11 protein-coding genes are annotated in these 24,494 nt (G+C 39.9%); 2 read left to right on the forward strand and 9 right to left on the reverse strand.

What is annotated here, in order from left to right:
* Positions 1-202: 202 nt before the first annotated feature.
* The 6 genes from PHAL_RS0113060 to bcsR are packed head-to-tail and all read right to left on the reverse strand — an operon-like array spanning position 203 to position 11,000.
* Entirely contained in the window at positions 203-4,039 is a 3,837-nt protein-coding gene (locus PHAL_RS0113060; protein WP_016708865.1) for a cellulose synthase subunit BcsC-related outer membrane protein, read from the reverse strand.
* The gene (gene bcsZ / locus PHAL_RS0113065; RefSeq protein ID WP_016708866.1) at positions 4,030-5,160 is read right to left on the reverse strand and encodes a cellulose synthase complex periplasmic endoglucanase BcsZ; all 1,131 of its coding nucleotides are present in this window, start codon (positions 5,158-5,160) and stop codon (positions 4,030-4,032) included. Before bcsZ ends, PHAL_RS0113060 begins: the two co-directional genes overlap by 10 nt.
* On the reverse strand, positions 5,160-7,409 hold the full coding sequence (gene bcsB / locus PHAL_RS0113070; protein WP_016708867.1) for a cellulose biosynthesis cyclic di-GMP-binding regulatory protein BcsB: 2,250 nt from the start codon (positions 7,407-7,409) through the stop codon (positions 5,160-5,162). The genes bcsZ and bcsB overlap by 1 nt, the downstream gene beginning before the upstream one ends.
* Positions 7,410-7,414: 5 nt before the next feature.
* Entirely contained in the window at positions 7,415-10,072 is a 2,658-nt protein-coding gene (gene bcsA / locus PHAL_RS0113075; RefSeq protein ID WP_016708868.1) for a UDP-forming cellulose synthase catalytic subunit, read from the reverse strand.
* Positions 10,065-10,784, reverse strand: coding sequence for a cellulose biosynthesis protein BcsQ (gene bcsQ / locus PHAL_RS0113080; protein ID WP_016708869.1), 720 nt, complete (start codon positions 10,782-10,784; stop codon positions 10,065-10,067). Before bcsQ ends, bcsA begins: the two co-directional genes overlap by 8 nt.
* Before the next feature lie 6 nt (positions 10,785-10,790).
* Positions 10,791-11,000 carry a BcsR/BcsP family cellulose biosynthesis protein gene (gene bcsR, locus PHAL_RS0113085; protein WP_016708870.1) on the reverse strand — a complete coding sequence of 70 codons (210 nt, stop codon included), beginning with the start codon at positions 10,998-11,000 and terminating at the stop codon, positions 10,791-10,793.
* Positions 11,001-11,120: 120 nt separating this feature from the next.
* Between bcsR and bcsE the strand changes: the two genes are divergently transcribed.
* Together bcsE and bcsG are read left to right on the forward strand one after the other, a co-directional pair.
* On the forward strand, positions 11,121-12,740 hold the full coding sequence (gene bcsE, locus PHAL_RS0113090) for a cellulose biosynthesis protein BcsE (protein WP_016708871.1): 1,620 nt from the start codon (positions 11,121-11,123) through the stop codon (positions 12,738-12,740).
* Positions 12,741-12,909: 169 nt separating this feature from the next.
* The gene (bcsG, locus tag PHAL_RS0113100) at positions 12,910-14,487 is read left to right on the forward strand and encodes a cellulose biosynthesis protein BcsG (RefSeq protein WP_016708873.1); all 1,578 of its coding nucleotides are present in this window, start codon (positions 12,910-12,912) and stop codon (positions 14,485-14,487) included.
* An 84-nt stretch (positions 14,488-14,571) separates the two neighbouring features.
* Here bcsG and PHAL_RS0113105 read toward each other — a convergent pair whose 3' ends face one another.
* The 3 genes from PHAL_RS0113105 to PHAL_RS0113115 all read right to left on the reverse strand — a co-directional run bounded on the left by PHAL_RS0113105 (position 14,572) and on the right by PHAL_RS0113115 (position 24,475).
* Entirely contained in the window at positions 14,572-15,786 is a 1,215-nt protein-coding gene (locus tag PHAL_RS0113105; RefSeq protein WP_016708874.1) for a DUF642 domain-containing protein, read from the reverse strand.
* Between the two features lie 312 nt (positions 15,787-16,098).
* Positions 16,099-20,217, reverse strand: a complete 4,119-nt coding sequence (locus tag PHAL_RS0113110) for a hypothetical protein (RefSeq protein WP_016708875.1) — start codon at positions 20,215-20,217, stop codon at positions 16,099-16,101.
* A 1-nt stretch (position 20,218) separates the two neighbouring features.
* Positions 20,219-24,475: an autotransporter outer membrane beta-barrel domain-containing protein gene (locus tag PHAL_RS0113115; protein WP_138973953.1), complete on the reverse strand. Its 4,257-nt coding sequence runs from the start codon at positions 24,473-24,475 to the stop codon at positions 20,219-20,221.
* Positions 24,476-24,494: the final 19 nt, after the last annotated feature.

The raw sequence follows: 24,494 nt of genomic DNA on the forward strand, positions 1-24,494 counted from the left end.
ATGTGATAAAAACACTGATTGAACGGGCGGCCATGATTTTGTTTTTTATGCAGCTAAGGTAATGGTTTGCTCACTAAGGTATTCCTTAGTGGGTAAGAGTCACACCCTTATCCTAGCTACAAGTGCGGCTAAGTATACATACACCTTATGTGCAGGGGAAGTGCTTGCGATAGTTAGCTGTACTGTGGTTTTAAAACAGTGACTAATAGTCTGCGTAAGGCACTACAGGGGTTCCAGGGAAAATCATTTCACTATAAACAGGTTTAAAGTAATAGCGGAAATAAAGCTGAGCATAGTTAGGCTCATAAAAATCAGCACGATCTAAGCTAAAAAAGCCACCAAAAAACCAATGCGGTGTATAGCGGTATTCAAAACTACCGCCTAGGTTATACGAGATACCCGAATTTGTGTCGCCTTCAAAAATGGGGCTGATACCTGTCGTCGTTTCTCCCCTGACAATTGCTTGCTGCTGTAATAGCGGATCGTTAGGGAAAAACTCACTGTCATCTGTGGTAGTCGTTGACCAAGAAATCCCCGCTCGAAGGCGGTAAATAAAGTCGTTATTAACGCGACGGTCATAAATCACTGGCAGTGATACGCCTATATAGTTTTGTGGACTGTAATAACCGCCATGACCAAAAGTTTCTTCGCTTAGATTATATTGATAAGACCAATGTAATAAGTTTGCACCTAGCGTTAACTCGGTATTCTTTTCACGAATATAGCGGTTATAAGCGCCGCCCATAAGGCTGTAACGTTGGTTTTCTTTAACGTTTTTACCTTGTAATAACTGAAAATCAGTCGATGCCCAAAATCCCCAGTCGAGCCCTAAATCATGAGATAGATTAAAACGTAAACTGGTCGCTCTTACACCCCCCCAAACTTCGTTGGTGAATACATCTTCAAGGCCTGCATACGATAAAACTGAACTGGTTAATGGGCGTTTATTGAGTGTTAGGCGATATCCAAAGTTACCAAAATCACCATTGTAATCAATACCCCAGACAATATCTTCGACCAAAAAACCGATTGGTGTAGTACCAATATCAAAGCGCCACGTATCATTAAACCATGCCAAGCCTATATCAATGCCTTCTTGTTGTGGTTCAATACTATTTAACGGACAATCTAAGATACACAATGCACCTTGACCATAGCGACTGCCTGAGAAGCTTTCATCAAAGCGGGTTTCTTGACTGGAGATTGTCATTGGGTCAAGTTTAACAATCCCAGTGCCTTGCCAAAGTGGGAAGCCGATCTCAATAGGCATAGATCCAGCGCCTAAACTGGCATCACTTTGAGTACTGGTTTGACTGCTAAAGTTAACACCACTGGTGATATATACCTGATCTTGTTGCTGCATGCGTGCCAGTTCACGTTTTGCATTATTTACGTACCAAGGTGCGTCATCGTCAAGGGTGTAAAGCTGATAATTTAGGTCAGGGTTATTTGCAACTTTAGCACTACTATATGGCTCTATTGCTTCTAAATACCATTGTTGGGCATATGCATTTTGTTGGTGTTTCTCAGCAACTAGCGCGCCTTGATAATATAACTCTTGGCTATGGTTTGACTTTGTTAATAGCGCTTTTGTTAAAGGAATAACAGTGTGTTGATCTGAGTAATCAATTAATGCGGTCATCAATAACTGTTGTTGATAAGTTTGCGTAGGGCTTACATCATTTACTAAGGTTGCAATGATACGATCTGATAATTCGTGATTACCCAACTCACGGCTTGCACGGGCAACAGCTAAAGCGGTTTGTGGCTCAAGCGTATTACCCAATTGTAATTGCGTTTGGTAAAGTTTTATGGCCATTTGGCGATGATCAAGTTCAATATATGCTGTGATCAAAGCGTCAGCAAGCACGGCATTATTAGGGTGTTGTTGCAACAGGGCGTTTAATTGCGATATGCGTTGTTCGCCTTGATTAAATTTATTAATGTAAGCAGCTTGCAACGCGAGCCATCGATCACGCTGTTCGTTACCGGCGGCAGGTGGTAATTGGTAGTTGACAAACCAGTGCTTAGTTAGGGTTATGTCTTCACTCTCTAATAGCCATTGACCGTAGGTCATATGCCAATAAGGGCTTAGCGTATTATCACGACTAAGGGCTGCATTTAATTGCCTTTCAGCGTACTGATTTTCATTTATTTGGCGCCACTGCAAGGCAAGCTCTGCTTGCATTAATGGCGTGAGCGGCTGTGCTCCAAGCTCAGTTAAGTTATAAATAACTGTTGCCTTACTTGCGTTGTTATTACTTGCCAGTCGGTTCATTTTTGCATTAATAGCTAGCTGCTGTGCCAGCTGTTCAATCTCTTCACTACGGGCATTATTTGGTACGAAATTTAAGGTCTCCAGAGCACCTTGATAATCATTTAACGAGCGTAAGAATAATGCATGGCTGTAGCGAAGCTCTGCATCTAGCGGAAACTGCCATAAAGTTTTTTTATACAACGCTTTAGCGTGTTCGAGTAAACCTTGTTGTTGATATAGATTAGCTAAATCGTAATATAACCAGCTTTCTAGAGGGGTTTTCTTAATCGCTAATAACAACAAGCTGACCGCAGTATCTAATTGACCCTGGGTGGTGAGTTCATCTGCTCTTTGGCGTAATTGCTTACTTTGAATAACCTTATAATCTTGTGCAATCACAGCTTGCTGCGCACGGGTTAAATTTTCGTAAAACTGATCACTGCGTTGGTAGTTATTATCGCTACTGGTTAACGATAACATTGCATTAAGTACTTGGGCATTAAGTGGATCGTGCTTTAACACCGTTTGATAAGTGCGCATTGCTAGTTGATAGTCACCACGAGCCTGAAATAGTTGCCCCTGATAAAAGCTAACGGTATTGGGATCTTCATCTAAAGTGGCAGCAAGGTCGAGTTTTAATTGCGCTGCTTTAAAATGCTTTGCTGTTAATGCATGTTTTGCTTCATCTATGTACTGCCAAAACTTTGCCGTTGTTGCTAAGCCTTTATAGACTGAAATAAGATCAATGTTTTGTGTATTACGCTGAGCTTTTTTGAAGTAACTATAAGCTTGGCTATTGTTACCTTGGCGTAAATTCAGCAGCCCCAGACTGTTTAAAACGTCATGATCATTTGGTCGACCTTGTAAGGCTTGGAGCAATAAATTGTTTGCTTTAGCATAGTGTTTTTTCTCAAGCGCAGCTGCGCCTTGTAACCATTTTTTATATGCTGGATCAGCTTGCTTAATTAATTCAGCTTTCAGGCTTTTTTGAAAATCAGCATACTGTAACGCGCCCTTACTACTGTGAGGAAATGCTTTCAGATACGCTTGATAGGCTTGTTCAGTTTTCTTATCAATTGGCATATCTGCAAGAGCGTTAAGCCAACCAAATTCGGCTTCGACACTGTATTGGTTGCTATGCGCATAATAATTAAAAATTTCCAGCGCCTGTTTATCACGAGGCTTACGCTTTAAAATATGCCGTGCATAGGCAAGCTCAAAACGACCCACATTGGCAAAACGAGTTCTTAAAGACTGATAGCCGCGCAGTGCTTGCTGCCAACGCTCCGACTCGGTGGCAATCCAGTTAATGTGCTCAAACTCATATTCAATACTTGAATATAAAGGTGAGAATAATTGATCATATATTTTCGTTGCAGCTTGGTATTGACCAGCACGAGCTAATAAACGAGCTTGTTGAATTTGTTCTTTATATTCAGTATTACTTTGCGCCAATAATGTTAATTGCGCTACACAAGGCTGCTTTTTATCAATATCAGTTAATTGATTGATCACAGTGCGTGCTTTTGTAGGTTGATTTAAAGCAAAATAAACCCGTGCTTGAGCGCATCGCACCAGTATATTTTTTGGTGCAATACTCAGTAGTTTATCCAAGCTATCAGTCATTAGTAATTGGTTTTGCTGAATTTCACCTAGCTTTACTTGGCTCACTAACCATTCAATTGAGTGTGTATCGAGATCGCTGGTACTGTTAGCACTGAGAGCTGAGCTAAAGGGTACCAAGCTAAAAAATAGCAAATAAAGTCGCCACCTTAACGGCATTCAGAACTCCAGTTTGGTACAAGCTTGCCCATTTCATCAATTCTAAATTGCTTATTGAGAGTACTCGTGCCGAATAAATACAGCACACTGTCATAATAACGGGTAGTGGTGAATGAAGTATCGATCATCATCTGTTGTTGCAACGCTGTAAGTGTTTCATTTTTATTATTAATTGCTAATAATGGCAACAAAGCTGCATTAAAACCTTGTGGGCCATTTTTATCTGCTTTACCCGTTTGTGCATAGGTCGTTAATGGCGCGTTTGTACGATTGACGACATGGGCAAGCATTGGCTGAAATTGCTCAATTAGCTCATTTCGAAAAGGGGCATTTTCAGCCATCATACTGGCCCATAAGTAGACCCTAATTGCATTGTAGCTACCAATATCAGGCGTGTTCTTATCGTAATAAAAGCCTTTACTAGGTTGATACAATACCCAGTCCGGACTGACTCCTGATTGACTTGTTGCCAGCAACATTTTTGCTGAAGCATCATGCAGTTGCTGCCAAGGTGAGTGAGGGTAACGTTGGCTGAATTGCTGTAGGATGAAAAGAGGCACGTAGCTTGGGTTTAATTTAGTGATATTCCCTTCATACTCAAAGCCTGCAGGGGCAGGTAAAAGAGAAAGCCCTAAGTTTGCAAGATGAGCGGTTTCTTCACGCATGATACGCTGGGCCATGACGGCTGCTAGCACATTATAACGCCTGTCTTGCCATAAGTCGGCCGCTTGAGAAAGGGTATAGGCTATCCATAAGTCAGAATCTGATGCAGGGTTTGAATCTAAAATTGCTTCCTGACCTTGTTGATTAATACCCCATTGCCACGCAGGTAAACGTGTACTTAGATCGCCCTCGGCTAAATGGGTTTCGGTCCACTCTAAAACGTTATCAAAGGTGTCACGGTCGTTGGCTATTAAAGCAAAAAATAGTGCGTATGATTGCCCCTCTGAGGTGGTGATCGATTGTTTGCTGCCCAGATCAATTACACGTCCCTGCGCAGTAATAAAGTGCTGTTTAAAGGTTTGCCATTGTGACCACGGTGCGCAACTGTTTTGAGCAACACTGGATGTTGAAACCAACAGTAAGGTTAATAATGAATATAGAGATAAATAGCCTTTCATTATTGTTTGTCTCCCTCAGCTAAACGTTTTTGAGTTAACACACCCAGTAAGCGCCATAAAATAAAAGATATAAGCAACAGAGTGAGGATTGATAACAGCGCTAAAATAAATGGATGATCAGAAAAATGAAACCAAATTAATGTATGGATAGGTATATGACCAATAAAGTATTGATCGTCAGTTTTTATGGTTTTAATACCTTGGCTATTAATAATTGCCGAACTACCGGTGATTAATGCCGTTTTATCATCTTGTATTAAACTGTTACTTAGCAATGAGTAGGCGTTATCGTTAGTTGCGATTAATGACACCACTGAACGCTCTGAATTAAAAGGAGATTGGAACCCAGAAATGATCCCTAGTTTTCCTTGGCTTTGGATGCTGACTTTGATTTTCTCAGGCTGATTGTTATCAAAAGCGCCGTTATAAATAGCCTGCTCAACAATGCGTTGATTGTTTTGCAGTAAAATACTTAATGAACTGTCATCCGTTAATTGATGAGTAAAAGCGTCTGCTTTGGCAATAATTACAATGTCTTTGTCATCCAGATCAAGCTCACTGTTAGGGTGTTTTATCGTCAGTTTATGGGTTGGGTATCCGGTAATTTCACCTAAGTGGCCAGTGAAATTTAACAATAAACTGATCGCGCTCGCAGAGCTATGTTGTTCCATAATTAGTATTGTTTGATGTAAATCTGCGTATTTAGTAAAGGGAAAACCACTGTTAGCAAACACGTTTAGATCTGGTAGCGCTATATAATGGTGAAAGTCACTCACATCAATGGTCGAACTACCGTCAATTACGCCAAATTCCCCACCTGCGGGAATCGCGGTACATTCACCAGCTTTGATAAGACCAAAATGAAAATTATAGCTAAGCTGATTTTTTTTACTAAGATCGAGCCCCGTTAACTCAAAATCTTGACGGGTTTGGCTTGGCTCAGAATTCGATAGTAACGGCATAATCGTTTCAGTGGTGAGAATGTGTGATTCGTTAGGAGTCAAAATGAAACCATCAATAAACTTATTATTAATCAACATGTTTAATCTGGATAAAATGGCTTCATCAGTCGGTGCATTTCTATAACGTAAGGTTATTGGGACCCCTTGTTGGCGCCATGTAAATAAATCAGGCGCAAAGCGTAAATCAAGGTTGATAGGTTGCCCGTATAAGCCCTGTGATTGTAATTGATTTGGGTATTCTATGAATTCATCAAACGAGACTGCACGATCGGATCTAACCCAGCGAGGTGCATCATAAGCTTTACGTAACGGTAAGTTATTAATTGCATCTATACTTGCAGTTCGGCCTGTCATCACCTTATGACCAAATAGCAAACCAACCACAGCTTCTTTTAATTGTGCGGTATTTTTCCCTAAAATTAATAGCACTTTAGCGTAGCGCTGCGTGGGACTAGAGATGATCTCCACTGTCGGTTTAGTTACGTCAGGGTAATCCAGCAAAAAATCAGGTTTATCATCGTTGGTAGCAAATACAACACTGTGTTGTGTTGGGGTATGATTAAATAACACAGGGAAATTTGCTTTTCGCCAATCAGCTTGTGCGCCAAACCAGCTTGATAGAGTAGCTGCAGCTTCTAGGGTGCTCTCATCTGGTTGCGATGCAAAAATAAATGGTAAGTTAAGTTGGGTGTAATCACGCTCATCATAAAACGGAGCAGGAAAATATTCTAACAGGCTTTCAAGCGCTAATGCTTGTTGCTGTAATGTGATCGAACTTGTTTTACTTAACTCGGCCCAAATAGTCTTGCTAAAATCATCTTGGCAAATCAAATCATAATAGCCGACTAATTCAAAGCGCACTTGATTAAAATCTTTGATCAGTTTCGGATTGAGCTCAATGCTATGGTTAGCCACTTGGTTGACAGGTGTTACTTGATCCTTGATAGGCAAGACAGAAATTAGGTTTTCGTTAAAATAAACTTTTAGATGAGATACTTGGCTCAGTAGCGCTGGAGAATGGCTAAAAGAAAAGTTTAACTGCAGTTGCTTGCTTAATTTATCTAAGCGATTCGTAAAGTCAACGCGCGTGTTATTATTTACCCCATCAAGCTTATATTGGCTTACGCCTAAACGCTTAAAGCTCAAGGTGAGTGTTTCTACTTGCGCATGCTCAGGATAGCCATTATTAAAAATAGTTTTATCTGCCAGTGGTTGGGCTGATAAAACACTGCTTGCAAAGCAAATTGAAAACAGTATGAAACAGAGTTTAAAGGTCGATTTAATCATGATGGTTAAAATACTTTTTTCGGATTTATTGGTAATAACGATGCGAGTTGCGTCATTGCACGTGTTATAAAATTAATTAATGGTTTTAGCTGATTCGGAGCATGGAAAATCAAATTATTAAAGCCACGAATGCTAGTTGTAAATACTTTCTTAAAACTGTATGAAGGCTTGTCATGTTTAAAATTATCTTGCCAGTCAAGCCATGCATCCGCACGCGAAAAGGTGCATTGGATAAATGCTTTTTGTTTTTCTAAATTTAGATCCCGTAGCGTTAAGCCAATTTGTTTATCGCGGGTGTTACATATATAAGTAGGAAAAGAAAATTGTTTTTTCCCCCGGCTCATTAATAGTTCAATTTTGTCATTGGTTTTGCACATATGCTCATGCGCTGTCTCAATACCCACCCCATTATCAGAATAGTCGGTAATTTTAACTTTCATCGTTCGGCCGTTGCTAAGTCGAATAGCAGCGGGGAAGTTGGCTTTTATCCGGTGTGAGCTGCGCACTTGCTTTGCTTCTGCGGCAACCGCAACGGCTGCACCTAGAATCATGGTGTTATAACTGGCCCATAACATACTGATCAATAACACGCCTATTTGTGAAGTATCGCCGAAAAACAACCGAAAAACGCCATAACACATGCCAATTACATTAAACGCGAGCAAAATAATATAAGGTTTAGAAATTAGCCAATCGTAGCGGGCTTTGTCATTAAAACCGCCTTTTTCGGTAACATTAAACTTGCCTTTATTGGGATTGAATAGCGCGACAGTGGTTGGTTTTAAGATATACCAAGCCAGTACGGACTCATAGACTTCTCCCCAATAAGAGTAGCGGTATTTTCCTTGGATGCGCGAATTGGTTATTTTTACTTGCAACAATGTCGGCACTATATATAAAAAGATCGCGATAAAAGGGGCGTAGATAATATAAGCGTTGAAATAAATCAGCGCCAGTGGTGCGGTTAAAAATACTATACGCGGAATACCGGATAAGAAGTGCAACATCGCATTGATATAACACAACCTTTGGCCAATATTTAAGCCCTTGCCCAATAAAGGGTTGTCGAGCCGGAAAATTTGCGCCATACCGCGAGCCCAACGAATACGTTGACCAATATGGGCTGATAAACTGTCTGTTGCAAGGCCGGCAGCTTGAGGAATATTGATATAGGTTGTTTTATAACCTGCTCGTTGCATACGCAGCGCTGTATGTGCATCCTCGGTAACGGTTTCTACTGCAAACCCTCCTATTTCTTCTAATGCTTGGCGCTTTAAAACAGCACATGAACCACAGAAAAATGTTGCATCCCACATGTCATTACCATCTTGGATCAATCCATAAAACAACATGTTTTCGTTTGGTATTTGGCGATGATTATTCAGATTTCGCTCAAAGGGGTCTGCTGAAAAAAAGTGATGCGGTGTTTGTACTAAACATACTTTACTATCGTTGATGAATTGTCCCATTGTCATCTGCAAAAATGAGCGGGCAGGAATGTGATCACAATCAAAAATAGCAATGTACTCTCCACTAGTATGCTTCATTGCATGATTCATATTACCTGCTTTGGCATGTTTGTGATCTGGACGGTCAAGATAACCAACTCCAATCTCATCAGCAAACTCTTTAAATTCAGGACGTTTCCCATCATCGAGGATATAAATATTAAGCTTGTCTGCAGGCCAGTCGATACTTTGTGCTGCGATTGCAGTGGGTCTTACAACATTTAGTGGCTCATTGTAGGTTGGAATGTAGACATCAACCGTTGGCCATAAAGCGGTATCTTTATGCAATGGAATTGGTTTTCTGTGTAATGGATTAATGGTTTGAAAAAAGCCGAGAATAAGCACCAACCAGGCATAACTTTCAGCGAGCAATAAACCAATCCCTAAAGTAAGAGCTAGCGGATCGTGCCAGTTTAAAGTATCGGTATAACGCCACCATAAATAACGTGTTGAGCTTGTTACCGCTAAGGTGATCATGGCAATGGTTGCCATTTGCCCTTTCACACGCCTGAGTGAATAGGAAACAAGTAAAATTAAACTGATGAAAATGGCTTGTGCTTCAAGGCTAAATGGCACAGTAACAAAAATAACGACAGCTAGCGCCAGCAAACCATAAAACATGAAGTGTAAGAACCGGTTACGCCAAAGCTTGGCGCTTGCAATTTTTTGGTATGATTGAGTTGTTGATTTACTACTACCTAGTAGCCACAGCCGTTTGCAACTTCGAACAAGCTTAGTATCTAAGTAGCGAATAAATCGAGCTGATTTTTGAAAGAATTTAGCGCTATAGTGGGAGCGTATGCGATTTTTAGGCGCATTTTTTTTGACAGAGACGTTGAATAAAAGCAAATACAGACTTTGTAAAAAAATACGAATGCTGTTGGCTGGGGTGACAATTGGTTTACTTACGTGAGGGTACAGGTAAGCAAGCTTTGCTTTTAAGCGACGTTTATTATTGTTATCTAGCTTGATAAAAATACTCAGCAGTAACAACAAAAATGGCAGTAAAAACGCTGCTAATGCACTTACTTTATGTTGGTTAAAGTAACTATGGAATTTGAAAAAAAGAAATCTCACTATTTTTTTAGTGAAAAAAATACTTAAAAAGAGTGACATACTCTTTTGTGTTACACTTGCGCGGCTGGGTTTAGTCATTGTGAGTCGCTCGGCTGACCAGCCAGCCTGCTAACGTTTCAAAATCATCATTGGCTACACTGTAAGGGGCGCAATTGACTGCGACATTTCTAAATGCAGTAGACTCACTAATGACTTCATCTTTATTGATATACAGAGGAGCTAATAATGGCACTTCTGATTGCCATAGCTGTAATAGATCAAATTCTAGCTCTGACGCTGAGTTATAACGATTCACTAAAAAGTAATGTTGCCAGTGATTTGTTTGTTGATTGAGCTTCAGTAAGCGCTTATAAATAAAACTGTGGCAAGTAGCATCACAATTAACGACCTCTAAAAAGATATCATCTGCGCATAAATTGAAGTGGTCTAAATCCAGATGGGCTGGGCAATCAAGTAATAGCCAGCTGTTGTCATCAACTTTCAATTGTTCACAATCACGGATCACAGTTTGCAATTCATTAAGACGACTTGGCTCACTACCAAAGGGTAAAAAAATGACGCCGTCACTGTCGCAGTGAAATTCAGCTAATGCAGCGTTCAATGAATTGTAGTTACTCCAGCCAGTGTTGTGCTCCCAGCTTAAGCCTAAATGCAAGCCAAGGTCATTTTTGGGATCAAGATCGAGCACAATCACGTTAGTATTGGATTTTTTCAGTGCGCAGGCGAGATTCGCAACAATTGCAGTTGCACCCGTTCCACCTTTTATTCCTTTAAGGTAAATCTTTCTCATTTTTGGCTAGTTACTTTTAGTTCGACCCTGCGATAATGCGTGTGTATGTACCGATGATGAAACATCTTTGATTAAAGGGTATTTATTAATTGTCTGTAAGTTTTTCTGCACATCAACAATTTCAACATACTGTTGGTTTTTACCACCAAAACGTCGCAATAAGTTAGTAATATCATATTGCGTAAGGATAGTTGAATTTTTCACAACATGAGTCATTTTAATACCCCTAATAACATAATTTGACTAACTTATTTTCTAACAAGGTAATTTGGGGTACATTATATACATACCCAAGCACAAAACTAGTCGTAAAGTATTTTTTATAGGATAATATTCGTGCCTAACTTCAAAATTGAAGGGCTAAATTCAGCTTTAGTGTATTTAAAGGATAGCGCTAATTATACGCTATTAGCGCCTTTAGAGAATCAAGTAGTTGAGTTAGCATTACAGTTATTACCTGATATGACTGGAGATGTTTTTATCCTTTCGGAGCAGATTGATTTATTTTTTGAATCTGCGCAATCAGCACATTTAAATGCACTTTATGAACAGGGTAAAGTACACCCGTTTTCTTTTAACTCTGATCCAATTGTTAATCAAGTCAGTACATTTAACCGCTCTATCATCAATGAGTTAAAGGCATATAAAGAATTAAAAAATAGCCTTGTCTTGATACACTTTAATGCAACATTAATTACTCATGATTCAACAACTCAACTGCATGATAAACTTGCACTCTACAGTAAATTAGCTACTACTTACCAGTTAACCGTGGTTTTTATAATTACTGGTTCTGATATTGTTCATATGCGTAAAGAAATTCAAAAGCACAGTAGATTATTGGATGGTATTTTATATGTTAGTAATGACGCCTCCTTACTGACATTAGAATATGACTATTGGCGCCATAATGAAGGTGTCATAGCGCAAGAAACAGTGTATTTAGACATTGTCGATGGTTACCGCGTTACTCGCGGTCACTTTGATGAAATGCAAAGCGATGGATTAAATCAAGATTTTGATGAAAATGATGTTTGGCTGGTGAAAAGTGTTGTGCCAGAGGGCACTAAATTACCTCATTACTACCATGTGACCAGTGATAACGATGCCCTTTACCAGCAAGCTAGCCAAATGAAAGCAGCTACGTTGGTGTTTTCTGTTACTCGTTATACAGACCTTGCTGCATTGGCAAGGCAATGCTTTACACTTAGAAAACACTGTGGCAAAAAGCTGAAATTGGTTATCCAAAATGTTGATGGCATTATTCGCCATCAAGATGAGTGCTTATTTTTAACCCTAGGGGTGAACCTTATTCTGTATAGTTTCTCAGAGCCATCGCGATTGCTGTCACAAATTCAATCTATTCAAGGATTTCATTTCTCGCGACCTTTACCGCACTCTATTGAGCATGTACTGCAGTATAGCGAAAGTGCGCAGGCGAAAGGGTTTCTACCCTTTATGCAATTTGCTGATCAAGTGGTCAGTTATAGCAATTCAGCCGTTAACCTTGGGGTTAGTGGGGTGCTGGTAGTATTACAGCTGTTACCGCGTATAGAGGCAATACACCCGTTGCAATTGTTTCATGTTAAGCGTGAAGGCGACATTTTTAGTACTGTGGGTAATCAGGTATTTTTGTATTTACATGCGTGTCGTGAACATGACGTTGAAAATGCAATTAAACACTTATTCAAGCTACAAATCTCGGATTTTTTTGAGTCAAAAAGTGTACTTGCTGATCACTTTTTTATTCAGCAAGAATGTCGCCGTTTAAAACGTCATTATACGGACGCAGAAATACCTGATTACACAATGCAATTAAAAGAAAATGTGAGCTATATTTTTGATCCTAAGTCGGCTGATATTGCCACTTTAAATACCGCCATACCTGAATTCAAAAAAGTGATTCGGCCATTTGCAACTAAATACCCAATGACCTTAAAGGATAAGAGCTCATGAATTTAGACCAGTTTTTTATCACATTCATTTTAGCGTTATTATTGGGGATCGTGTTAAGTCAGGTTGGCAAGGGAATGTTTGTTTATCTTGTAAGGTACTATCGAAAACTGACATTTCGTCATGTTGTGTTAATACCTTATTCACCGAAAAAAGTAAAAAAGGACAGTAAGTGAAGCTCACCGGTTTAGGGGTTTGGAATTTATATTTTCTATTAAAATTTGTGTTGTTTATTCGTGGTGATATTTCATTTCATTTTTTGGAAAATCTCGCTTTATTTAGCTTTTTAGCCTTGTCATTTAGCAAGCCATTAGTACAACGTAGCAAACATGTAATTGCGGTGGTGGCTGCAGTTGTACTGCTTTACTATGACTCGTGGTTACCACCTATTTCACGGTTAACGAAACAGGCCGCTAATGTACAAGATTTTAGTATTGGTTACTTTTTAGAGATCAGTTCAAGAGTGGTCAATGTTGATTTACTACTTGGTATTTTTGTTGCGGCTATTTTTTATTGGTATACAGCAAAATGGCTGCGTTATACCAGTTTTTCATTGTTAGGTTTTGGCTACGTTTATTGGCTGAGTACTTCAGTGCAACTGCCTTTAGAGTCTGCACCCGTTGTGAGAAATAGTCGTGAAAGTGCAGTAACAAACACACAAGTTGATGTAGTGAATACTCAGCAAACACCGGATCAACAATTACAGCGTTTTTATCAACAGCAAAGTTTGCTAACGAGCAATTTCCCAGCAGCTATAACTGGTGAATCATTTGATGTTTTAATTCTGAATGTGTGCTCTATTGCGAATGCTGATTTAGAGGCGATTGGTGTTGATGTAAATGAATTATTTGCTGATTTTGATATTTTGTTTAGCGATTTTAATTCAGCCACATCATACAGTGGTCCTGCAGCAATAAGGTTGCTAAGAGCCAGTTGCGGACAAACTAGTCAGCAGCAGTTATTTAAACCTGCCGCGCAGCAGTGCCACTTATTTAGTAACTTGGAAAAGTTAGGCTATAACACACAGGTTGCAATGAATCATGATGGTCACTTTGATGATTTTAAAGGATTGATCAGTACCTATGGTGGTATTAAAGTGCCAACATTGGACTTTACTAATTATTCACCGGCACAGTATGGCTTTGATGATAAACCCATCTATTCAGATCAAGATGTACTTGCTAATTGGCTAAAATCGCAACCACAAAGTAATACTCCGCGAGCGCTGTATTACAATACCATTAGTTTACATGACGGCAATCAAGTGGCTGGGCAAAGGCGAATGAGCAGTATTGAAAGCTACCCTCGTAGGCAGCAGCAGTTATTCTCTGATATTGGCCAGTTTATTGCGCAGCTAGAAAAGCAGGGCCGTAATACATTGCTGATGGTTGTACCTGAGCATGGCGCCGCGCTTACTGGCGATAAGGTGCAGTTTTCAGGTTTGCGTGAAATACCGAGTCCAAGAATTGTATCAGTACCAACGGCGGTGAAGTTTATTGGTGCAAATGTAAAACATTCAGGATTAATTGAAGTGTCTGACCCTACAAGTTACTTCGCGTTGTCAGAGTTAGTAAGCCGAGCACTGCGTAATGATGTTTTTTCAGGGGCGGGCTCTATTCGCGCACTATTAGAGAACTTACCTGTTGCACCTAAAGTTGCTGAAAACCAAGACACCATTATGATGTATATAAATAAGCGCCCATATATTCAACTTGATGGCGGAGAATGGACAGCTTATCCGCAAAACTAATCCAGTTCAGCTAGTCTATTTTAACTACGAAAAAGCCGAGTAATAATTTACTCGGCTTTTGGTAACCTTTAAGACGTTTTTTGCTTAGTGGCAGTAGTTACTATCAACAAACGTTAAATCATTAACATGTGAAGGGCCATCCATTACGAATGTTGCCGCAGCTGTATTCTGATCGAGCATATAGATTTTTGCGTTCTCGCCTTTTACACGTCCTGATACATAAATAGTACCATCAGCAGCAATTGCAATCCCTGATGCTTGAGCCACATTATGCTCGCCAACTAATGATAACTCCATAGAGCCTTGGTCAAGTGTATAAAGTGCTTTACCAGTAAGCACATAAAGTATGTTGTTATCAGCTGAGTATGCAATGTCACCATCGGCAAATGAGTCACCAGGGAAGCTCAGTTTACCAAGTACAGTTTTATCACCTGTAGTAAGGTCAAAATCATACATGTACGTTTTACTCGTTGCACGTAATGTGGTGCCATCAGCGCTCATTACAGAACGGTAAATTGGGTAAGACGTTGCTGATGTAACTAGCGCTTGCTCATTTGTTGCAAGATCAAGAGAAAGAATTTGTGACTCTTTCGTAGTACTATCTAGCTGCTCCATAAAATATAAAACACCATCATGAGATGCAATATTCGATGCCGTATTAGTTAAACCCGCAACCGTTGAATAAGTATTTGTTTGTGTATCAAAGTGATAAACAAAGCCATCTTCATTTGAGCCAAAGTTATTAATGCCATATAAGCCAGATGCACATTTGGCAGTCACTTGAACATTATCAATTAAGGCACCTAAACTATCTGACTTGCCAGCACCAGCAAACTTAAGCTCAGTTGCCGACGAGCTGGATTTTACCGTGTAGGTAAATTTTTGCCAACCGCGTGTTGTAGAATTTAAGGTATCTAATAACTCGCCATCCCAATAAACTTCAGCTTTGTTGGTGGTTGTATTACCACTTACGCGTGCAGAGTAATAAAAGCTTATTTCATAGTTATGATCGGCTTCAGTATCTAATGTTTGCATCACATTATAATTGGCTGTTGAGTCCAACTCTAAATACTGAACTCCTTCTTGGGCAGTGATCAGACCAAGCCGATTGGTTTGGATTTCAAATTTAGCATTGTTTGAACGCTGCCAACCTGGGAGGTTATTTAATAAACTCCATTGTCCAGAAATTGTTGCAGTATTTTCAAAAGAACCATTAGTAACTAAATTTGTTGATGCTGCTGCAAAGCCTGAAGCAATTATTAAAGGTAATGTTGCAAGCTTAAAGAATGATTTTTTCATTTGTTTCTCCTACCAAAAGGTTTGAATTTCTTTTGTTAACATTTAATTTAACAATTTATGGTACTATTGTACTGTATTTTTTTCTTTTCGGTCAAATGTTGAACATGGTGGTTTTTGCAATAATCATGGTGTTTGTTCTTATTTTAAAAACAATTTATTGATAAACAGCAACTTAGTTATTTAATTATTTTTTAAATAATTTCATTTTATTTTGTTGAAGTGATTACCGTCGTTTTTGGTGTAGTACGTTCGTTTGAGAGAGGCTGCAAAGCCTAGTAATTAAGACTTTGCAGGTTTTAGGCGTGAATAGGGTTAATGATCACTTTTTTGTGAAAATGTTAGCCACCCTGGCTTTTGGTTACGATTTAACTTGGCTAAAACGGTAATGGCCTTTTCAAGAGTAATACGTTGCGTTGCGATATCTTTATAAACTTGGTTAGCAATTTTTTTACGCTTAACTGCGGCACCTGCGTCTAAGAAAGACTCCGCGACTTGGATGGCAAACCGGGTTAATGGGCCTTGCTGTTTGTCATCGGCTGGGTTACTTTCATACCGCTGATGTTTATTTAAACGTTCACTAATATGTACCAATTCCGCCTGACTATACTCATTTTGAGCATGATGTACTTTTTTAATCGCTAATAATGCATTGCTTAAATAAGTATATTCGAGATGACTAAAGCTGTTGATCAATGATAGGCGTGTTAAGGTTTTCTTAAATTGCGTTGCTGAACAGGCGTTATCTAATAAAGTGCTAACACTATCGTGGATCTTTTGCCATTGTTGCCAACTATACACATACCCTAAACCGGCTCCTTTTATATTTTGCATACCAATAACGATTTGATGGCTGTGTGGTCTCGCAAGTGATGCCAACTTGAGGGTTAACTGATTTGGGGTAACTTTAGGGTTACTGATCAATACGCATTTGCTTTTTACTAATTCTAATAATAATTTTTCAAGCTGATGTTGATGTTGATGTTTCTGTAGATCGTCCAATAAAGGCTTTATTTGTTGGTAACTAATATAGTGGTTGAATACATCTAGTAAACTTGCTTGTTGCTGCTTATTTAGTGTTTTAGCATGTTTACTTAACCAGTCAGTAAACTGCTTTGTACTCACTAAACCTGTGAATTCATTCGCAGTGTAGTGGTTGCCCAATGCGGCGCTGATAATTTTGCTTAGTGCGTCCTCAGTTTTAATACAGTGTAACTGCGTGCACAATAATTCGAGTTCTTGTAAGTCATTATTAGTAATAATGCGCAGGTAACGTTCACGAAAAGCTTGTAAGTAGTAGCTGTAGAAACCATCCACATTAGTACCAATCACTACCATCTTATCAAATGGTAAATCCTCAGCGAGAATGTGAGCAAATACTTTTGAGCGAGCAACTCGGTCATTGCGGTTGTTGATCAAAGCAATTGTTTGTTTATTTGGATCATTGCTGAGGCTGAATAAATCTAATCGTCGCCAGTTCTCAATGGTAGCTAAGCGTTCATTGGCTGACATACTATTGACAAAAGACATCTTGAACTCTGCGAATGGGGCAGGGCTAAAATGTTGTAAAACACCAATGTCAGGCACAATGCGCTGTGCTGTTTCTTTAAATACAAAGTCTTTACTTAAGCCGATTTGGGCTGCCATTTTACAGACTAGCGCAATATTATCTGGGTGCTCCTCATATGGGTAAAGTGCTTTAATATCAGGGGTTATTTGATATCCTTCGCCCCAGTGTGATTGAATTAATGTGCTGTTTTTTTGTAACGCATCTTTGTCCAAAATAGGAAACATAGTTTGTTCGCTGGTAAAAACCAGACTGTTTGGCGCAATAAAATTAGCCATTTCTTTTGCGACATTAAAGCCTGTAGGCCCTAAAATATCTTCATGATCAGGGTAAGCGTTGGTAATCGTTGAGAAATTATCTTGCATCCATTGCCTGAGTATTTTTACGTAGCGTGGTGTCAGCCCCATACACTCCCAAAGAAATACATCCGCTTTTACGTTTTTAGCAAAGTGCAGGACATCACTTTGCTCCCAAATACTGGCTTTATCAAATGGCCTAAATAGTGGTACTTCAAATTGTTCGCCATTAGAGCGTGCGTAAATTAGAGTGGCTTCGCAGCCAGTTGTTTTTGTGATGACCTTAAGTGCAAGACTGCTGAACAAAGCGGCTTTTAATCGTTCAGTACCTGACTTTCCTCGTGTGCCCCAACCACCAATACTAACTGGAATTGCTCGACGATCAGCCTTAATACGGCGACTGACGCGAATGTGGCGCCCCCAAAAGTAAAGCATAAAGCCGACCACAAAGAAGATCAGCTGACCGATACTATTTTGATAGATGGAGTAAAGGTACTCTTTAAAATTCAACCAAATACTGACCAATAAAGGAGAAACATTCAGCTTGTTAAACAATTTATTGATACCAGGCTCGATGGCGAAAGAACACCCAAGTTGCTCGCCATAGGCTTTAAACTGAAAATTAAAGCCGTGTTTTTTTAGTGTGTTGAGGTAATTGTTTTGCTCAATCTCGTTGCCTTTTCGCATAGCATCTAAACTATCAAGATTAATCGTTAACCAACAATACGTTTTAATGCGTTGGAGTAATGATTTTGGTGGCGTGACTAGTAAAATACCATCGGGTGTATAGGTTTTTGCTGGCTGCTTTAAATTGTCTTGGCTTAGTGCGCTAAGTAAAAAATCAGGTAAAGGCAAATGCGGACGTGCTGAATATTCATCTGTATCAAATAATGGCTCGCCTGGCACGTTTGTGGCACTGATCTCTGCGACGGTACAACTAGGAACGTGCATAAAAGCGGAGGGTTTACGTGCTGTACTATGATTAAAGCTTTGGCGTTTGTCAGTGCTAGGGTTGCGCCATTCATGAATAAAGCGCCAAGCACGAAAGGCAAAGCGATAACCGCTGCGGATCCGCCAAGTTTGTTTATCTTTACTTACATTATAGCCTTCACTTTGCTGGGCTTTTCGGCTTAATAAACGACCTAATAATTCTTCATCTATGTCATCATCAAACTGCGATAAAGTGGCTGTATTTGGCAGTGTTTGTTCTAACTGTGCCATTTTATTTTGATGTTGAAATGCAACAAGCTGCTCTCTGGTACGGCTGATAAATCGACGAATAGCAAGCTCTGGCTCGCAGCTTAATCGTTCATTGAGGCAGTTAATGTAGGTTGTAAATACAGTATCGGGTTCAGTAGTCTCTAATTGCTGATTGAGCATCATACGCGCGGTGAGCTCTAATGCTAAGCGTTTGATCGCGATACTCTCATTACCTTTGAGTAGTTGCCACCATAAATCAAATGCAAAGTGATCACTGTTTAAGCGAGGGCTACTGAGTTGTTTTACTAATGTAAAACGCACAGCATCGACCGTTTCAACTTGTAACCTAGTAGTAAGAAGTTGCTGTAAAAAGTTTAATGAAAAGTGGTTGGCTTGTTCTATGACACTTTGACGTACCCGTGGAAATCGGTGTTCGGCCAGCTCCATTAATAAGCGTTCACACAGTTGTGTGAGCTTGGTTTGACTAATTAATATTTTCGGCAGGGCTGCTAATATAAATAATCGCTGTTGCTCGTCGAGTTGGCAGTTATCATCTTGAGAAATTAACTGTTGCATAAAGGCACGAATATAAGTTGGCCGCTGGTGGATCAAAATTTCTAATATATCTAAACGAGCTAAATGGGGCGTACTGGTATCTTCTAACGCCAATACTAAGGTTTCAATCAAATTGGCACTTAGCTCAGGATCGCTATTGTGGTTATGGATCAATTGAACTTGGTTAGCGAGGGCGCGATATAAAGCATTGCGTACATGCTCGTTATCTGTTTTTGTTAATAACTGTAAAAAGAAGCTTTCTAAATTTAGCGTTTGCCATGCTTTTGCGATATCTTGCGTTGATTTTGTTAAATAACGATTACTTAAATCCCCCAGTTTACCAATTAAAAATTTAAGTGTTTGTTCAATATCAGCAACCACATCTTGGTAGCGGTTGATCACCGCTCCTTCGTCAAACCAGCGATTGAAGGCCAGTTTGTCTTGGTGTAATTGCTCTGGTGTGGCACCGAGTTGCTGAGCGTAATCTAAAATGTGAAATTCACGCTCTGCGCTTATTTCAGCATGGCTGAGCCTTTCAATAAATAGCTGATAACCAGCATCTAGCTGCTGTAAACTGTGCTGTTTATTTTCTACTTGATGGCGTAAAAATGCGATTGCTTGGCCCAATAACCAGGTATCTTGGTCTTCATCTTCAGGAATATTTTGCAGTAGTTCCCATTGTGCTAAATCATCCACTAACTGACGATATTTTTGACGATAGAGATCGAGCCAAAAGTTGGCAATGTCAGCAAACAATAAATGCTCTAAGCGGCTTTTCAGCTTGCTTTGGGTAATTGCTTTTTTTACGGTTGCCATATTAATTCTGCTCTAAAAAGTGATCGAGTTGAAGTGACTCAAAAATTATTTCGTCGTGGGAGAAAACACCAAAACCAGTATCGGCTAAGTTACCGGTAGAAAACTCTAAGCTGACATTATGGTCATTTCTAAACCAGTCTTGATCCCAACGTAATTTGATCCACCCTTGCGAGAAGTCACCAAGGTGCACTTGCTTTCGCCAACCAACACTCGTTATATATTGCCACGTACTAATTGGCCGGTCCTCGTCAGCAAATTTATAATAACTGGTTATGCCAGCTTGGAAGATGTGGCCTTGATAGTATTGATTCCAAGATGCACCAAAACGTAACATATCAAGGCTTGTCCAATCGGCATTTGAGATGCTACCGGCAAGAAAGTTGAAATAGCTATCAACCCAAGGTTGATAGCGATATTGGTATTCACCACGCCAGCCTGAGGGATGATCTTCACGGTAAAAATTATAGATATCTGAATTGAGTTTAGGGTCAAACAAAAAGTCTTCTATATCAGCACTGCTGTAGCTATAAAATGGGCTTACTTGCCATTGATGTCGGTGGCTTTCATCAACCCGCCAGATTTGACCAACTTGTACATAGGTACTTAAAGCATAGTGACTATCGCCGTTAGCTTGGCTTGGCTGCCAACTTGTTTGTAATGCACTGTCTACATACCAAGGGGTATCGTGGTCTTGCCATGAATGATAAGCGTCAATAGAGAAAAGCTCATTGTCTTGCTCGCTGAGTGAATAAGTGAGATCAAGGCGATACCAGTTTTCGTCGTCAGTTAAACGCAACCGTGCGCCAATATCAACACTGTGCCGTGTGGCAGTGGACTCACTGGATTCAAAAATACCGCGACGGTCATAATTAATAAATGCTTGCCAGCTAAGATCTTCTGGATGAAATTGAGCAACTTCAGGCTGCAAAGTGCTGGTCTGTTGCGCTAATGTGTATGTTACTTCGGCAGCATTTATTGGTTGCTCAGGTTTAAAATTAGAAATCTTATGATTGCTGTCGCTGAGTTGCCAAGTATATAACCTGACGTATTTTATTTTATCTGTGCTGACCTCAACTTTACCCGCAGGGTGAAAAAAACTGCGCTCAACACGTTGCTCAAAACCATTACCCTCTGAGCTTGCAAGCATTTGCTCAAGTTTAACTAGTCGATCTGCTGGCAATTGCGCGACTAGGTGCTGCTCAGGTAGGACTGTGTAAAATAATAAGTTATTAGTCAGCGGTAAGTCATGCCAGCGATTATTGCGATACTCTTGCGCAGTGAGTGTGACAACTTGTGATAAGTAGGGATTAAGCCACTGCAATGAGATCAGGTTGTCGGTCAGCTCTGTTTTATTAAAACCAAACGTGTTTGTTTGTCCTGGCTGAACTGACCAGACTTTTTCTGTTGTCGCTAACTTAATTGCCACATTTGCAACGTTCCCTTGTGACAACTCTGCTGTAGAAAAATTAAAAACTAAACGAATTTGTTTTGACTGAGTTTGGCTTAGATCTATGTGTAAATCATGGTGAGGGCGTAGTACTAGTCCTTGTTTGTAGGTTTCTTGGGTACTTGCGCTGACTAATTGATCGCTGTAGCTGGTTTGTGCTTGTGCATCAATGGCAATAAGTTGCGTGCCCGCAAAATCAAGATAGTCATCTAATGGTACCCATTCGCCATAACTTTGTACTCGAGAAAATAGTGACTCAAGTTGCCCTGATAAACTTAGCTCTTTTACTTTTGCTAATACTTGTGTGTACTCATTAAGCGTGAGTGTTTTATTCGTTAGTTTAAATAGGGTGTTATTTAATAAATCTTGCATACTGACATTAGCGTCATATAGAAGTGCCATAAAGGGAGTTTGCCAATAAAAGTGACTAGCCATATTTTGATAATGGTAAGTCGATACCAGTGGCTGCGAGAGTACTCGGTAACTGATAACAGTTTGGTGATCACTGGATAAACGAACTGACTCGCCCGCTTTTAAGCTGATCACAGCGTCACTGGCAATAGACAGTGGCTGCGCATTAGTGAGCAAACTGTTGGCTGAGCTGACATCAGAAAAAATAGGCAGTAGAGTTTGCTGCTGTGCTTGCTTAGCAAATAGCCAGGCTACTTTATATTGACCATTTTGTACGCTATTACTACGTGCTCTAAGAGCAATTGTTAAAGGTTGAGTGCGTGCTTTAAACGTTAAAGGTTGAGTCGTATTTACAGTTATCGCTGATAACTTACCTGTTGGACTGACGAGTGTTTGTATACCTGCATGCTCAACTTCATACTCAGGCTGTTGCTGTGTTGTTTCGCTGTAGTGACGCCAGTTTAATTTGGCGAAGCTATTTTGTAATGTGGTGGTAGCAGGTAAATCATGGCTTAGCCACAACGCGAGTAGGTTCTTTTGTTGTTTAATGGCAAGCGAGATCAGAATATCACGACATGGTGTCAGTAGTTGTAATGCATTCGCGCACAAACCTTGTAACTTATAATCTTGTTCTAATGCTTGATATTGTAATAACAGAGCATTACCCGCATAGCGTTTGAGCGTGAGGTTTTGAGTGCTTTTATAAAGTCCTTCGTGATAGCTTTTTGCTAATGCCGTACGTCCTTGCGTGTTGAGTATTTTAATTCGTAATTGCCATGCTTTAATCGCTATGTCGGTGTCTGTCACATTTACTAATGTCTTTATTATTTGCAGCGCTTGTAACGGCTTTGTAGCCATTAAGTATTCAGCCTCACCTAGTTGATGTTGCCAGTGCAACGTATCTATTGTATTTGCTTGTTCGGTGTCATATTGCGGGTTATAGGGCACTAATGAATCAATAAACTCATTACCTATTTGATTAACTTGCTGATTTAAAAGAGACTCAATAACTGAACTGGTTTCTTTTAAAGTACCTGCTTGGGCATAAAGTAATTCATTATTTGGTAATGCTAACAATTGATCACTTTGCAATGCATATTCGATAGGCTGGCGTTGTTGCTGTAGGTTTTGAATGGTTAACTCAGTGTTTGTTAAAGGCACCTGCAATTCAAAAGCGGCAAAGTGTTCGCTTTTACCTAGAGTTAAATGCCACTCTAAGTTACCACTGGTGACTAACAATTGTGTATCAATATTGCTGCGCGCGTGCAGGGTGAGGGTGGATCTAACCCGTTGCTTAGTTGTGAGTGAAAAATGATGTTGCTGCTCTAAAGTGTGTACGGGAGCATACTCCTCTGATAACACAGGGTAGCTTATATCATCGACTAGACGCAGGCTCGCTAAGCTATCAAAGTGCTTAAAATGACTTTTAATAGTGACCTTGCCTTGGGTATCCGGTGTTAGGAAGTCACGGGATGAAATACTCGAAAGTAGATCTTGATAGCGACGCTGTGCAAGTAAATCACCTTGTTGATAGGCTGAACTGGCAAGTTGTGACAAGTCGCGTTGCAGGTAAATCGTTTTTAGGGTGTCGTCTAGATTATTGACCCAATACGGCTGAAAAAGTGATTCTTGTAGCTTGTCCATTGCCTGATCATCGTAAATTCCTCTGTGGCTTTGCTCGAGTTTGATATAAGCATCGGTTTCACTGTTTATCGTCAAGTATTCACCTTTGCCGATTGCTAAATAATCAGTATTGGCAAGACCTACTTGCAAACTTTTATACTCGCTAGCGCGACTTGCAATAACGCTAATAATACTAACGGGTTGATCATTAACATACGCATAAACTTTGCCATTACGATCTTTATTGAGTAAGTCTTTGCGAACGGATAATTTTAATTTTTTACCATTTGGGAAGTACAGTTTTACTGCCTCCCCAGCTTTAAAGTGATAATAGTGCTCAACATTTTGACCGTATTGGAAGCGAGTTGCTGCTCTTGGTAATTTTACTGCACGGCGAAAGCTATCACGATGGCGATTTGTCTCACCAACCATTGCCGCTAGAGTGGCGCCTTCATCAAGGTGATTGGTGATCTTTAAAATCCGGTTATAGGATACGCTGGGTAATTGGCACTTTGCTTGTTCACAGATAAAGTCACGGTTAAGATTCAGTCTTTGTTGAGCCAGATGGCTGGTTCCAGAACTAAAAATAAACGAATTAAACGTATTGCTATCAAGTTCTAACCATTGCCCTTTAGCTAACCAAAGGTATTGTGTTTGTTGTGCTTCAAAATACCGAGCTTGTTGAGTTTCAGCCAACTGAACTTGCGGCGTTAGATTAAGCCAAATAGGTGAGCTTAAAAAGCTGTCATTAGAGGCCGAACTCGTTGGGCTGAGCATAACTAATAAACTGAAAATA

Source organism: Pseudoalteromonas haloplanktis ATCC 14393, assembly GCF_000238355.1.
GTDB classification, from domain to species: domain Bacteria; phylum Pseudomonadota; class Gammaproteobacteria; order Enterobacterales; family Alteromonadaceae; genus Pseudoalteromonas; species Pseudoalteromonas haloplanktis.

What these genes read in the sequence shown, in the direction of transcription:
- bcsR (WP_016708870.1), bottom strand. Translation starts at nt 11,000, where the DNA reads ATGACTCATGTTGTGAAAAATTCAACTATCCTTACGCAATATGATATT.
- PHAL_RS0113060 (WP_016708865.1), bottom strand. Translation starts at nt 4,039, where the DNA reads ATGCCGTTAAGGTGGCGACTTTATTTGCTATTTTTTAGCTTGGTACCC.
- bcsZ (WP_016708866.1), bottom strand. Translation starts at nt 5,160, where the DNA reads ATGAAAGGCTATTTATCTCTATATTCATTATTAACCTTACTGTTGGTT.
- PHAL_RS0113105 (WP_016708874.1), bottom strand. Translation starts at nt 15,786, where the DNA reads ATGAAAAAATCATTCTTTAAGCTTGCAACATTACCTTTAATAATTGCT.
- bcsA (WP_016708868.1), bottom strand. Translation starts at nt 10,072, where the DNA reads ATGACTAAACCCAGCCGCGCAAGTGTAACACAAAAGAGTATGTCACTC.
- PHAL_RS0113115 (WP_138973953.1), bottom strand. Translation starts at nt 24,475, where the DNA reads ATGCTCAGCCCAACGAGTTCGGCCTCTAATGACAGCTTTTTAAGCTCA.
- bcsB (WP_016708867.1), bottom strand. Translation starts at nt 7,409, where the DNA reads ATGATTAAATCGACCTTTAAACTCTGTTTCATACTGTTTTCAATTTGC.
- PHAL_RS0113110 (WP_016708875.1), bottom strand. Translation starts at nt 20,217, where the DNA reads ATGGCAACCGTAAAAAAAGCAATTACCCAAAGCAAGCTGAAAAGCCGC.
- bcsQ (WP_016708869.1), bottom strand. Translation starts at nt 10,784, where the DNA reads ATGAGAAAGATTTACCTTAAAGGAATAAAAGGTGGAACGGGTGCAACT.